Here is a 12,170-nt window from a genome sequence, read left to right on the forward strand (position 1 = left end):
GACGCTACCGACTCAGCGCCTTAATGCTCGGGGTCGGTCTGGATGATGCTGACGGGCTTGCCCTTCGCCATGCGCCAGAAAAACACGGCGTAGCCGGACAGGCCATAGGCGACGAAAATCGGGAACAGCACTTTCGGCGGATCGATGGAAATGAGCGCGAAGAACAGTGCCAGCAGGAATACCACGATGAAGGGCACGGACTTGCGGAAATTCACATCCTTGAAACTGTAGAACGGCACGTTGGTCACCATGGTCAGGCCGGCGAACAGGGCGATCGTCCACGAAACCCAGGCCAGCTGGTTGCCGGCAAATTCCAGGTCGTTCATCAGCAGGATGAAGCCGGCCACCATGGCCGCCGCCGCCGGGCTGGGCAAGCCCTGAAAGAAGCGCTTGTCGACGACCTGGATATTCGTGTTGAAACGGGCCAGGCGCAAGGCGGCGCCGGCGCAATACACGAAGGCGGCCAGCCAGCCCAGTTTGCCCATGCCGCGCAGCGACCATTCATAGATCACCAGCGCGGGCGCGGCGCCGAACGAGACCATGTCGGACAGGCTGTCGTACTGGGCGCCGAATTCGCTCTGCGTATTCGTCAGGCGCGCGATGCGGCCATCAAGGCCGTCGAGGATCATGGCGATGAAGATGGCCCAGGCTGCATGTTCGAATTTCTGGTTCATGGCCATGACGATGGCGTAGAAGCCGCAAAACAGGGCTGCCGTCGTGAAGGCATTCGGCAACAAGTAGATGCCGCGGCGGCGCAAGGTTTTCTTGCCAGTACCCTCGTTCACCGGCTGGCGCACGAATTTGCTGAAGCGGGACGCTTTGGAGACTGCGGGAGTGCCGTTCTTGCCTCTACGACGGGGGAAGTTTGCCATGTTGTTCCATATCTTGTGTACTGCGGGGGATTCGGTGCCAGATGGCAGGCGCATTCGTCTCGCGGCATGCGCCTGCCGATGTTGCCATTATAGAGGAGCTGCCGCCAAAGAAAAGCGCGGCGGCGTCAAGCTGGCAATATTGACGCCGATTCAAGCTTTATTTGAAGCGGATCTTCGCCACCAGCCCCATGTTCAGGGTCGTTTCGCCCGCTTCAAAGCTCGGTTCGGCCACCTGGTTACCGCCATAGCCCATGGCGTCGGCGCTCATGTTGCGCGCACCCGTCACGCTGACGCGCTGCGCGTAGTTGCCCGAACCCTCGAAATCGATGGTGTCGATCACGGCCTCATTGACATTGCGGCCCATGGCGCCGGCGATGGCGGCCACGCGTTCATTCAGGTTCCTGTAGGCGGCGGCGATGCGCTGGTCGTCGAGCTTGCGGACGGTGGCGGGCGCCAGGCCGAAGTTCAAACGATTCAGGGTCAGCACACCTTGCGCTGCGGAAACTGTTTTCGGCAAGGCGGCCAGATTGGTCGTCGTCACTTGCAAGTACTGGCCTACGCGCCAGCTGGTCGGCACGCGCGGTTTGGCGGCGACACCGGGCGGCAGGGGCGCCGTTTCCGGGTACACGGCGTACGTGTAGTAGCCCTGGGTTTTCAGCACGGCTTGCGGATCGGCTTTCTTGACGATGGCCGCGCCCTGGTTCATCTTCTGGTTCACGCGCGAGGCGGCGGCGGCCTTGTCCTTGTCCTGCTCTTCGATGGCCAGGGTGACGGTCACCTGGTCGTTCGCATGCACCACTTCGCCATTCGCGGGCACCACCACGAGGGTGCCGGAGGTGGGCAAGGTCTGGGCGTGTGCGCTCAGGGCAACGGTAGCGACAGTAACAACAACGGCAGCAGCCAGCATCGATTTCATGACGGTCATGGTGTTCTCCTGGAAAATAATGGGGCAAAAACGAGCATGGGGCCAACAGCCCCATGATTTTTTAACACATGCTAATGCGGAAATATTTCCACGCTGGCGTGCTTACTTGAACTTGACCTTGCCGACGACACGCATGTCGAGCGTCGTTTCGCCCGGTTCGAAGCTCGGTTCGGCGACGGTGCTGTCTTCGGCCATCTTGGCGCTGCGCATCATCATCGGTGCGGCAGCAGGACGGCTTTCGGTGGCGTAGTTGCCCGAACCTTCGAAGTCCACCGTATCGAGCACGGCGTCGGACACATTGCGGCCCATGGCCTTGGCGATGGCGGCCACGCGCTCATTGAGGTTTTTGTACGTGGCGGCAATGCGCTGGTCGTCCAGCAGGCGGATGGTTTCCGGCTTCAGGCCGAAATTCAAACCATTCAGGGTCAGCACGCCTTGCGCCGCCGACACGGTTTTTGGCAAGGACGCCAGGTTGGCCGTCGTCACTTCCAGGTACTGGCCCACTCTCCAGGCCGTTGGCAAACGTGGCTTGGCGACAGCGCCGGCTGGCAATGGGCGCTCTTCCGGATACACGGGATAGGTGTAGTAGCCGTACGATTTCAGCGCTGCCGACGGGTCAGCCTGCTTGACGATGGCGATACCCTTGTTCATCTTCTGGTTGACTCTCGACGCGGCGGCAGCCTTGTCCTTGTCCTGCTCTTCGATGGCCAGGGTAGCGACCACCTGGTCATTGACATGCTTGACTTCGCCAAATGCGGGGACGACCACCAGGGTGCCGGAAGTTGGCAAGGTTTGCGCTTGTGCGCTCAGGGCAACGGTGGCTGCGGCAGCAACAAGGATGGATTTCATCACGGTCATGGGGGTACTCCTAGGTAGTTAATATGGCTGACAGCCCGCGAAAGGGACGCTTTTTCCATCCCTTTCGCCTGAGAAACTTGTCAAACTGTGTAGATTCTAACGCCTCATTCATTCCCGTGGCGCAAATTAACAAATCGTCACAAAATGCGCTTGGCAGTCACATCTGCTCACATTTCAACACACTGTGATCATAAATAACAATGTTATTAGTGGCCAATCACCGCGCCACCGCTGCGCCGGCCCGGCTTGAAACTGTGGCGGTGCGCGCGCCAGGCGATGGTCAATGCCACCAGCAGCAAGGCCAGCATGGCCCACGGGAACGATGCCGCGCCATAGCCGTCGAGCAGCATGCCGCCCGCCAGGCCGCCGCCCGCGATGGCCACGTTCCAGATGGTCGCCACCATCGCCTGCGCCACATCCATGCCATCGCCGGCCGCGTCCGCCGACGCCGTCTGCAGCAAGGTGCCGGCGCCGCCGAAGGTGATGCCCCAGATGGCCATGCTGACATAGATGACGATGGGGGAATCCATCGCCAGCCCCAGCACCACCACCACGAGGGCAAAGGCGGCGATGCAGCCCAGCACGAGCGGGCGCAGCCAGCGGTCGATCAGCTGGCTGACCAGCCAGATACCGGCCAGCGAACCCACGCCATACACGAGCAGCACCAGGTCGACGCGGGGGCGCAAGCCGGACGGCGCCAGGAACGGCGCGATATAGGTATACAGAATGTTATGCGCCAGCATCCAGGCGACGATCACAAACAGAATCGGCCGCACGCCCGGCGTCACGAACACCTGGCGGATCGACAGGCGTTCGCCACGCTTTTGCCCCGGATAATCGGGCACGACCAGCAATACCCATGCGACCAGCACCACGGCCAGGCCGGACATGATGCCAAAGATGCTGCGCCAGCCCAGCACGCCGCCCATCAGGGTGCCCAGCGGCACGCCCAGCGACAGGGCCAGCGGCGTGCCGATCATGGCAATGGCCATCGCCCTGCCCTGCTGTTCGGGACGCACCATGCGGCGCGCATAGCCTGCCATCAAGCCCCAGGCCAGCCCGGCGGCCATGCCGGTGACGAAGCGCGCGATCAGGGCAACCATATAGTTGGGCGCGAGGGCCGTCGCCGTATTGAAGATCAGGAAGCCGATGATGGCCAGCAACAAGACATTGCGCCGGCGCCAGGTGCTCGTCAGCGCCGTCAGGGGAATCGCCGTCAGGATGGAACCGATGGCGTACACGGTCACCAGCTGGCCCGTCATGACTTCGGAAATGCCGAGACCCTGGGCGATCTGCGGCAGCAAGCCGGCCGGCAAGGTTTCCGACAGGAGGGCGAGGAACGCCGTCATGGCCAGGGCCAGCAAGGCCAGGATGGGAATGGAAGAGTCAACAGCGGCCTGCGAGGGCGCCGTGGCGGTGATACGGTCAGTCATGGGGGTCCTTCTACTTGCGCAAGCGGCTGATCAATTAGCGCCTGGCGTGCGACAAAAGCGGTGATGCGCGTTGCGGTCGGCAGATACCGAAACAGATGCAGTCCATAGGAAACTGCAAAGGAAGGGCGGGATTATATAGGAGACGGGCAAAAAACGTGCGTGCTCAAACAACCGTGCTCAAGCTGGCGTCATGCAGGCATCATTGGCCGCCTTGCGTGGCGAAAACCAGGCATTCGATTTCGGACTGTACAGCAAGGCGCAGATGACGGCGAACAGCAGCGCGCCAGGCAAGACGTGCATCTTGAGCGGTAAGGTCGCCAGGCAGAACGCAATGTCGAGCACGCCCCACACCAGATACACGGTGCGCGCGCCACGCTGCCTTTGCAGCATGGCCAGCGCAGCCACCAGGGTAATGCCCTGACTGAAAAGAAAAATCGCGTATTGCACCTCGGCGGAAATCACGCTGTGCCCCATTCCGGCCAGCATGGCGGGATCGTTGCGGCCGAGGTAGGACGACACCAGTGCTGACAGCGAGCCGAGGACCAGAAACCAGCAGCTGATGGCAACCAGGACGGGGCGCTTGACCACATGAAGATTGCCGACAAAAACTTTAGAAAAAACAAGCATGGTGCTCACGGTATGGTTGAATGGCCCTGATTGTAATGAAAAAAGCCGGCTTGCGCCGGCTTCTTGTGAAGAACGATAGTTGCTACGATCGCTGCTTAGTTCTTCGACTGGTCAACCATCTTGTTCTTGGCGATCCAAGGCATCATGGCGCGCAGTTTGGCGCCCACTTCTTCGATCGGGTGCTCGGACGTCAAACGGCGGCGCGAGATCAGGGTCGGAGCGCCGGCCTTGTTTTCCAGGATGAAGCTCTTCGCGTATTCGCCCGTTTGAATATCTTTCAGGCATTGACGCATCGCATCCTTGGTGGCCGAGGTCACAACCTTAGGACCGGTCACGTATTCGCCGTATTCGGCGTTGTTCGAGATCGAGTAGTTCATGTTGGCGATGCCGCCTTCATAGATCAGGTCGACGATCAGTTTCAGTTCGTGCAAGCACTCGAAATACGCCATTTCAGGCGCGTAACCGGCTTCCGTCAGGGTTTCGAAACCGGCCTTGATCAGTTCCACGGCACCGCCGCACAGCACGGCCTGTTCGCCGAACAGGTCCGTTTCGGTTTCTTCACGGAAATTCGTTTCGATGATGCCGGCACGGCCGCCGCCGTTGGCCGAGGCGTACGACAGGGCGATATCGCGGGCGATGCCGGATTTGTCCTGGTACACGGCGATCAGGTGGGGCACGCCGCCACCCTGGGTGTAGGTGGCGCGCACGGTGTGGCCCGGGGCTTTCGGCGCGACCATGATCACGTCCAGATCGGCGCGTGGCACGACTTGGCCGTAATGCACGTTGAAGCCGTGGGCGAAGGCCAGTACGGCGCCTTGCTTGGCGAACGGGGCGATGTTTTCGTTGTAGACCTGGGCGATGTTTTCATCTGGCAGCAAGATCATGATGACGTCGGCCGCTTTCACGGCGTCGTTGACTTCCGCCACTTTCAGGCCGGCTTGCTCGACCTTGGTCCACGAAGCGCCACCCTTGCGCAGGCCGACGGTGACGTTGACGCCCGAATCGTTCAGGTTTTGTGCGTGCGCATGGCCTTGCGAACCGTAGCCGATGATGGCAACGTTTTTGCCTTTGATCAAGGAGAGGTCAGCGTCTTTGTCGTAAAAAACTTTCATGGTATTTCCTATAATTTGATGATGCGTTGTTGTTTTAAATGCGGCCCGTGGGCCGCGTAGAGCTGCTTATATTTTTATACTTTGAGGATGCGTTCGCCGCGGCCGATGCCGGAACCACCCGTGCGGACGGTTTCCAGGATGGCGGCGCGGTCGATCGAATCGATGAACGCGTCGAGCTTGACCTTGTTGCCGGTCAGTTCGATCGTGTACGTCTTTTCGGTGACATCGATGATGCGGCCACGGAAGATGTCGGCGGTGCGCTTCATTTCCTCGCGCTCCTTGCCCACGGCACGAACCTTGATCAGCATCAACTCGCGTTCGATATGCTGGCCTTCGGTCAGGTCCACCACCTTGACTACCTCGATGAGGCGATTCAGGTGCTTGGTGATCTGCTCGATGATGTCGTCCGAGCCGCTGGTGACGATGGTCATGCGCGACAGGGTCGAGTCTTCCGTCGGCGCCACCGTCAAGGTTTCGATGTTGTAGCCGCGTGCCGAGAACAGGCCCACCACGCGCGACAGGGCACCCGCTTCGTTTTCCAGCAAGACAGAAATAATATGGCGCATGATTAGAGATCCTCCGAACCGAGCATCATTTCGGACAGGCCTTTGCCGGCTTTCACCATGGGCCACACGTTTTCGGACTGGTCGGTAATGAAATTCATGAATACCAGCCTGTCTTTCATCGCAAACGCCTCTTTCAGGGCGCCGTCGACGTCGCCCGGTTTTTCAATTTTCATGCCCACGTGGCCATAGGCTTCAGCCAGCCTTTCGAAGTCGGGCAGCGAATCCATGTACGACTCGGAATAACGCGAACCGTAATCGATTTCCTGCCACTGGCGCACCATGCCGAGGAAACGGTTGTTGAGCATGATGATCTTCGGCGTCAGGTGATACTGCTTGCACGTGGCAAGTTCCTGGATGCACATCTGGATCGAGCCTTCGCCGGTAATACAAGCGACGGTGGCGTCCGGGTTGGCCATCTGCACGCCCATGGCGTACGGCAAGCCGACCCCCATGGTGCCCAGGCCGCCGGAATTGATCCAGCGGCGCGGCTTGTCAAAACCGTAATATTGCGCGGCCCACATCTGGTGCTGGCCCACGTCGGAGGTGATGAAAGCGTCGCCCTTGGTGATCTGGAAGACTTTCTCCACCACCGATTGCGGCTTGATGACCAGGTCGGAGGTCGGGTATTTCAGGCATTCGCGGCCACGCCATTCGGCGATCTGCTTCCACCAGTTACTCAGCGCATTGACGTTCGGCTTGGCTTCGGCCGCGTCGAGTTGCGCGAGGAACTCGATCAGCACGTCCTTGACGTTGCCGACGATGGGGATATCGACCTTGACGCGCTTGGAAATCGACGATGGATCGATGTCCACGTGGATGATCTTGCGCGGATGCGAGGCGAAATGTTTCGGGTTGCCGATCACGCGGTCATCGAAACGGGCGCCGATGGCGATCAGCACGTCGCAATTCTGCATCGCCATGTTCGCTTCGTAGGTGCCGTGCATGCCGGGCATGCCGACATACTGCTCGCTCGATGCGCGGTAGCCGCCCAGGCCCATCAAGGTATTGGTGCACGGAAAACCCAGGCGGTCGACCAGCTTGTTCAGCTCGGGAGCCGCATTCGCCAGGATCACGCCACCGCCCGTGTAGATCATCGGGCGTTCGGCTTGCAGCAACAGCTGCACGGCCTTGCGGATCTGGCCCGAGTGGCCCTTGTCGACGGGACGGTAGGAACGCATCTCGACTTCCTTCGGATAGTCGAAATGGCATTTGTGCATGCTGATATCCTTGGGGATATCGACCAGCACGGGTCCCGGACGGCCGGTACGGGCGATGAAGAAGGCTTTCTTGATCGTCGCTGCCAGGTCCTTGACGTCCTTGACGAGGAAGTTGTGCTTGACCACGGGGCGGGTGATGCCGACCGTGTCGCATTCCTGGAACGCATCCTGGCCGATGGCGTGGCTCGGCACCTGGCCGGAGATCACCACCATGGGAATCGAGTCCATGTACGCGGTCGACAGGCCCGTGACGGCATTCGTGACGCCCGGACCGGACGTGACGATGGCGACACCGACTTTGTTCGAGCTGCGCGAATAGGCATCGGCGGCGTGGATCGCGGCCTGCTCGTGGCGTACCAGGATATGCTGGAATTTGTTTTGCTGGAAGATGGCGTCGTAGATGTAGAGTACGGCTCCGCCCGGGTATCCAAAGACGTGCTCGACGCCCTCTTCAGCCAGACAGCGCACGACAATTTCTGCGCCGGTAATTGGTCCTGCTGCTGCTTCGGTATTCATGAAACATTCCTTTCAAGGTCCATTGGAGATTGATCGGATGTTCTTTCCTGACGAAGTTCGCTGTGCGCGACAGTGCTCCTGCTTCCCTTTTCATGCGGTCACGCAATTTCTTTGGGCACCCATAGATACCTTACAAAACAACGCTTAACGCAACTCGTTTGGCCGGAGTTTCTGTGGCGCCTGTACGAACCGCTCGCGCTTGTGGCACGGGTTAGAACAAACTGCCTACAAATGAAAGCGCGTCTTGCCGCGGATGGCCTTGTGTGCCGGTCGCGACCTGACCATAGGGCTTTGGGGTGTTCAAAGCGTCCCATACGTTATCGCGTTGCACCATTATGGTCAAGGAAAATGTCAGCCTCGCTGCATTTTTACTCGCACGACGTGCAAAAACCCTGCGGAAACGCACATTTTTTGCTAGCATGCACGGGGTTGCAAAAAGCATACCCGCCCCAATTCGCCCACCGCCCCGCAGCCCGCTAAGATCCCCATACCGCATGGCAACAGACAAAGAATTATCCGACTTTCTAGAAAATGTCGAGCGGCGCGCTTTCAAGCAGGCCGCCTACGCGGTCCGCAAGGAAGAATCGGCACTCGACATCGTGCAGGATGCCATGATCAAGCTGGCCGAGAAGTACGGCGACAAGCCGGCCGCCGAGCTGCCGATGCTGTTCCAGCGCATCTTGCAGAACACCATCCTTGATTATTTCCGCCGAGAAAAAGTTCGCAACACCTGGGTCAGCCTGTTTTCTGGCATGAAGCCCTCGGGCGACGAGCATGAAGATTTTGATATACTTGACACGTATGAATCGGAACAGGGTTCGAGTGCCGCCGAATCGTCGGCCGATCAGGTCGAACGCGCGCAAATGCTTGATTTGATTGATGCAGAGGTACAAAAACTGCCGTCACGTCAACGCGAAGCCTTCCTCATGCGTTACTGGCAGGACATGGATGTGGCTGAAACAGCGGAAGCGATGGGTTGCTCCGAAGGTAGCGTGAAAACACATTGCTCTAGAGCTACCCACACGCTCGCCGAATCGCTGAAAGCCAAGGGAATAAAATTATGAACACCGACGATCTCAATTTCGCTTACAAAGTGCGCCATGCACTGAACGAAAAACTCGACGACCTGCCCGCATCGGCCACCGATCGCCTGGCAGCGGCACGCAAGCTGGCCCTGTCGCGCAAGAAGGCGGACGCGCCCGCCGCCGTTGCCGTGCGCCAGAACGTGTTCGCCGGCGTCGCCAGCAGCCTGTTTGTCGAACCGCTGTCGTGGCTGGGCCGCATGAGCGTGATCATCCCCCTGCTGCTGCTGGTCGGAGGCCTGGTGGGCATCTATCAGTTTGAGCAAGAACAACATATTGCCGAACTGGCAGAAATCGACGCCGCCGTGCTGTCGGACGAATTGCCGCTCTCGGCCTACATGGACCATGGCTTCAACGCCTACCTGACGAAACGCGAGCAATAAGCATGGCACGCTTGAGCGTACGCAAAGGCTGGCTGGCTGGCGGCATCGGTCTGGGCGCCTGCGCCCTGGCTGGCGCCGCCTGGGTAGGCGCGCAACAACATCCTGCGCCCGCCACCACTGCCGTGACAGCAGCGTCCGTGGTGGCGCCGGCCCCGGCCGTCAAGCCCGGCTCGCCGCGCACGGCCGGCAAAGGCGGCACGCCGCCCAAGGCCAGCGACAACCCGTCCTGGAACAAGCTGTCGCGCGCGCAGCAGCAAGCCCTGCAGCCGCTGGCGGGCGAATGGAACAAGCTGGAACCGCTGCGCAAGCAGAAATGGCTCGATATCGCCAGCCGCTTTGCTTCCATGTCGCCCGACGAACAAAACCGCGTGCATGAACGCATGCGCGAATGGATCAAGCTGACGCCGGAACAGCGCCGCCTGGTGCGCGAAAACTATACGCGCACAAAGAAGATTGATCCTGGTCAAAAAACCGCGCAATGGGAGCAATACCAGCAATTGCCGGAAGATCAAAAGAAAAAGCTGGCGACGGAACTGGTGCCGAAAAAGCCGCTGGAGAAAGTGCCGGCAATCAATTCGAATACGAGCAAACCGCCCGTGATCGTGCCACCGGCCATGCCGGCAGCGCCTGCCGTCGCCACGCCCGTCCTGCCGCCCGCTCCCGCAGCGGCAAGCGTGCCGCCAGCCGATCCTGCGGCAGCCCCCGCCACCGTGCCCGTCACGCCTCCTGTCACGCCTGCCCCACTGCCGAACTATGCCAAATAGCACCAATAGCACGCCTGCCGCCAGCATCACTTCCCATCCCACGATCAAGCGCCGCCTGATTTCCATGGTGTACGAGTCGCTGCTGGCCCTGGCCGTGCTGTTCTTGCCTTTCCTGCTGTTTGAACTGGCCGTGCAAGGCGCGCATACGCCACTGACTGAACACATGCGCCAGTGCCTGGCCTTCCTCATCATGGGCGCGTACTTCATCCATCAATGGAGCCGCGAAGGGCAGACCCTGGCCATGAAGACCTGGCGCTTGCAACTGGTGCTGCCAGGCCACGCCCACGTGCCGCTGCGCGTGGCCGCGTACCGCTACATCCTGTCATGGATGTGGCTGCTGCCGGCCCTGCTGGTGTCGTATGCATTCGATTTGCAGCACTGGGCAGCCCTGGGCGCCATCGGCGTTGGCATCCTGGCCTGGTCGGCCACGGCCCTGTTGACGGGCAATGGACAATTCCTGCACGACAAGCTGGTAGGTACGCAGATCGTGCAATTGCCCGCCCCCGCGAAGAAGTCGAAGAAAGTCGCCGCCTGAGTTTTTACGCGGCTTGACCTGGGTCATTGAAGCGCCGCGGGGGCTCTGCGATCATGGCATGCCATGAATAATACCGCCCCCCTCCCCCACACACGCTTCGCTCCCTACCGCGAGGAAGTCTGCAGCGAAGACGACGTCAAGCACCTCGTCCACACCTTTTATGCGGCCGCGCGCGATGACGCCATGCTGGGTCCCATCTTTGCCGCCGAGGTCAAGGATTGGGATGCCCACCTGGCAACATTGGTCGATTTCTGGTCAGGTTTGCTGCGCGGCACCATGCGCTACCACGGCAAGCCGCTGGCCCAGCACGCGAAAATGGAACACCTGACGCCGTGCATGTTCCGCCGCTGGCTGACCCTGTTCTTCGCCACGACCGAGAGCATGGGCAACCCGGCCCTGCAAGAGAAGGCCGACACCATCGCCTTGAATATTGCCGAACGGCTATGGAAAAGCTTTGCAGAAAGCCACGCCATCGTGGCGCCGCAGCTTTAGAACCGCTCGTAACCCTGCAGATAGCGCCACTGACCTGACGGCATGGCGCCCATCGGGATGCGCCCGATGCGCAGGCGCTTCATGGCGACGACATCCAGTCCCACCATCTTGCACATGTGAGCGATCTGGCCTGGCTGCACGTTTTTCAGGGCGAAGCGCAAGCGCGTCTCGTTCTGCCAGCTGACCTTGATCGGCGGCAAAGGCTTGCCATTGAAGGGCAAGCCGTGATTCAGCAGCGCCAGGCCGTTTTCGGCGATGGCGCCCGACACTTCCACGATGAATTCCTGCTCCACCGTTTTGGCTTCGTCGACCAGCTTGCGGGCGACGCGGAAATCCTGCGTAAACACCAGCAGGCCGGAAGCCATGGTGTCGAGCGGATTGGTGATGGTCAGGCCGATCAGGTGGCGCTTGAGGAAGCGCGTGACGGCGCTGGGCAGCACGTTTTCGGGTGTGAATAGCTCTTCGGGACGCAGGCAGCTCAGGGCTGGCTTGCCTTCGCTGCCTACGCCGCCGTTGATGCCGGCCGGCTTGTGCAGCAAGATCGTCACGGGCGGCATTTCTTCCAGAGTCGCGTTCGGCAGCAGCACCACTGCCTGATTGTCGGCCACGCGCGCGCCCGACTCTTCCACCAGCACGCCATCGACCGTAACCCAGCCGCCCTCGATATACAGCTCGGCCTCGCGGCGCGAACAGGGTACGTCTTCAGACAGGCGCTTGGCCAGGCGGACGGTGGGCATTTCGTGTGGTGTGGTCATGGGGAGGCGCAAAAAGCAAGAGGAGGAGAAAGC

General features: G+C 60.4%; 14 protein-coding genes. 5 read left to right on the top strand and 9 right to left on the bottom strand.

Going from position 1 to position 12,170, the window contains the following annotated elements; genetic code table 11:
- Positions 1 to 20: 20 nt before the first annotated feature.
- The 8 genes from pssA to C8C92_RS20425 all read right to left on the bottom strand — a co-directional run bounded on the left by pssA (position 21) and on the right by C8C92_RS20425 (position 8,126).
- Positions 21 to 872 carry a CDP-diacylglycerol--serine O-phosphatidyltransferase gene (pssA, locus tag C8C92_RS20390; RefSeq protein ID WP_099763018.1) on the bottom strand — a complete coding sequence of 284 codons (852 nt, stop codon included), beginning with the start codon at positions 870 to 872 and terminating at the stop codon, positions 21 to 23.
- A 157-nt stretch (positions 873 to 1,029) separates the two neighbouring features.
- Positions 1,030 to 1,797 (bottom strand): SIMPL domain-containing protein, encoded by a 768-nt coding sequence (locus C8C92_RS20395; protein WP_116745096.1) that lies wholly within the window; start codon positions 1,795 to 1,797, stop codon positions 1,030 to 1,032.
- A 102-nt stretch (positions 1,798 to 1,899) separates the two neighbouring features.
- The gene (locus C8C92_RS20400; protein WP_099763016.1) at positions 1,900 to 2,655 is read right to left on the bottom strand and encodes an SIMPL domain-containing protein; all 756 of its coding nucleotides are present in this window, start codon (positions 2,653 to 2,655) and stop codon (positions 1,900 to 1,902) included.
- 206 nt (positions 2,656 to 2,861) lie between these two features.
- On the bottom strand, positions 2,862 to 4,088 hold the full coding sequence (locus C8C92_RS20405) for an MFS transporter (protein WP_099763015.1): 1,227 nt from the start codon (positions 4,086 to 4,088) through the stop codon (positions 2,862 to 2,864).
- A 177-nt stretch (positions 4,089 to 4,265) separates the two neighbouring features.
- Positions 4,266 to 4,715, bottom strand: coding sequence for a hypothetical protein (locus C8C92_RS20410; protein WP_133250808.1), 450 nt, complete (start codon positions 4,713 to 4,715; stop codon positions 4,266 to 4,268).
- A 95-nt stretch (positions 4,716 to 4,810) separates the two neighbouring features.
- Positions 4,811 to 5,827 carry a ketol-acid reductoisomerase gene (gene ilvC / locus C8C92_RS20415; RefSeq protein ID WP_096236700.1) on the bottom strand — a complete coding sequence of 339 codons (1,017 nt, stop codon included), beginning with the start codon at positions 5,825 to 5,827 and terminating at the stop codon, positions 4,811 to 4,813.
- Between the two features lie 74 nt (positions 5,828 to 5,901).
- Positions 5,902 to 6,393 carry an acetolactate synthase small subunit gene (gene ilvN / locus C8C92_RS20420; RefSeq protein WP_010399754.1) on the bottom strand — a complete coding sequence of 164 codons (492 nt, stop codon included), beginning with the start codon at positions 6,391 to 6,393 and terminating at the stop codon, positions 5,902 to 5,904.
- Positions 6,394 to 6,395: 2 nt separating this feature from the next.
- Positions 6,396 to 8,126, bottom strand: a complete 1,731-nt coding sequence (locus C8C92_RS20425; protein ID WP_099763013.1) for an acetolactate synthase 3 catalytic subunit — start codon at positions 8,124 to 8,126, stop codon at positions 6,396 to 6,398.
- Between the two features lie 494 nt (positions 8,127 to 8,620).
- Between C8C92_RS20425 and C8C92_RS20430 the strand changes: the two genes are divergently transcribed.
- The 5 genes from C8C92_RS20430 (at position 8,621) to C8C92_RS20450 (ending at position 11,382) form a co-directional block, all read left to right on the top strand.
- Positions 8,621 to 9,190: an RNA polymerase sigma factor gene (locus C8C92_RS20430; RefSeq protein WP_034750048.1), complete on the top strand. Its 570-nt coding sequence runs from the start codon at positions 8,621 to 8,623 to the stop codon at positions 9,188 to 9,190.
- Positions 9,187 to 9,591 (top strand): DUF3619 family protein, encoded by a 405-nt coding sequence (locus C8C92_RS20435; protein WP_034750051.1) that lies wholly within the window; start codon positions 9,187 to 9,189, stop codon positions 9,589 to 9,591. The genes C8C92_RS20430 and C8C92_RS20435 overlap by 4 nt, the downstream gene beginning before the upstream one ends.
- Before the next feature lie 2 nt (positions 9,592 to 9,593).
- Complete coding sequence (locus tag C8C92_RS20440) at positions 9,594 to 10,355, top strand: DUF3106 domain-containing protein (RefSeq protein ID WP_116745098.1); 762 nt, start codon at positions 9,594 to 9,596, stop codon at positions 10,353 to 10,355.
- The gene (locus C8C92_RS20445) at positions 10,345 to 10,890 is read left to right on the top strand and encodes an RDD family protein (RefSeq protein ID WP_116745099.1); all 546 of its coding nucleotides are present in this window, start codon (positions 10,345 to 10,347) and stop codon (positions 10,888 to 10,890) included. The genes C8C92_RS20440 and C8C92_RS20445 overlap by 11 nt, the downstream gene beginning before the upstream one ends.
- A gap of 63 nt (positions 10,891 to 10,953) precedes the next feature.
- Positions 10,954 to 11,382, top strand: coding sequence for a group III truncated hemoglobin (locus C8C92_RS20450; protein ID WP_071076336.1), 429 nt, complete (start codon positions 10,954 to 10,956; stop codon positions 11,380 to 11,382).
- Here C8C92_RS20450 and C8C92_RS20455 read toward each other — a convergent pair.
- On the bottom strand, positions 11,379 to 12,137 hold the full coding sequence (locus tag C8C92_RS20455) for an rRNA pseudouridine synthase (protein WP_116745100.1): 759 nt from the start codon (positions 12,135 to 12,137) through the stop codon (positions 11,379 to 11,381). The two genes, C8C92_RS20450 and C8C92_RS20455, sit on opposite strands and share 4 nt — an antisense overlap.
- Between the last annotated feature and the right edge of the window lie 33 nt (positions 12,138 to 12,170).

Origin of the sequence: Janthinobacterium sp. 78, from assembly GCF_003096775.1 — a bacterium.
Classification (GTDB): domain Bacteria; phylum Pseudomonadota; class Gammaproteobacteria; order Burkholderiales; family Burkholderiaceae_D; genus Janthinobacterium; species Janthinobacterium tructae.

Excerpts from the sequence above, each read along its gene's own strand:
- pssA (WP_099763018.1), bottom strand. The coding sequence starts at position 872 with ATGGCAAACTTCCCCCGTCGTAGAGGCAAGAACGGCACTCCCGCAGTC.
- C8C92_RS20395 (WP_116745096.1), bottom strand. The coding sequence starts at position 1,797 with ATGACCGTCATGAAATCGATGCTGGCTGCTGCCGTTGTTGTTACTGTC.
- C8C92_RS20400 (WP_099763016.1), bottom strand. The coding sequence starts at position 2,655 with ATGACCGTGATGAAATCCATCCTTGTTGCTGCCGCAGCCACCGTTGCC.
- C8C92_RS20405 (WP_099763015.1), bottom strand. The coding sequence starts at position 4,088 with ATGACTGACCGTATCACCGCCACGGCGCCCTCGCAGGCCGCTGTTGAC.
- C8C92_RS20410 (WP_133250808.1), bottom strand. The coding sequence starts at position 4,715 with ATGCTTGTTTTTTCTAAAGTTTTTGTCGGCAATCTTCATGTGGTCAAG.
- ilvC (WP_096236700.1), bottom strand. The coding sequence starts at position 5,827 with ATGAAAGTTTTTTACGACAAAGACGCTGACCTCTCCTTGATCAAAGGC.
- ilvN (WP_010399754.1), bottom strand. The coding sequence starts at position 6,393 with ATGCGCCATATTATTTCTGTCTTGCTGGAAAACGAAGCGGGTGCCCTG.
- C8C92_RS20425 (WP_099763013.1), bottom strand. The coding sequence starts at position 8,126 with ATGAATACCGAAGCAGCAGCAGGACCAATTACCGGCGCAGAAATTGTC.
- C8C92_RS20430 (WP_034750048.1), top strand. The coding sequence starts at position 8,621 with ATGGCAACAGACAAAGAATTATCCGACTTTCTAGAAAATGTCGAGCGG.
- C8C92_RS20435 (WP_034750051.1), top strand. The coding sequence starts at position 9,187 with ATGAACACCGACGATCTCAATTTCGCTTACAAAGTGCGCCATGCACTG.
- C8C92_RS20440 (WP_116745098.1), top strand. The coding sequence starts at position 9,594 with ATGGCACGCTTGAGCGTACGCAAAGGCTGGCTGGCTGGCGGCATCGGT.
- C8C92_RS20445 (WP_116745099.1), top strand. The coding sequence starts at position 10,345 with ATGCCAAATAGCACCAATAGCACGCCTGCCGCCAGCATCACTTCCCAT.
- C8C92_RS20450 (WP_071076336.1), top strand. The coding sequence starts at position 10,954 with ATGAATAATACCGCCCCCCTCCCCCACACACGCTTCGCTCCCTACCGC.
- C8C92_RS20455 (WP_116745100.1), bottom strand. The coding sequence starts at position 12,137 with ATGACCACACCACACGAAATGCCCACCGTCCGCCTGGCCAAGCGCCTG.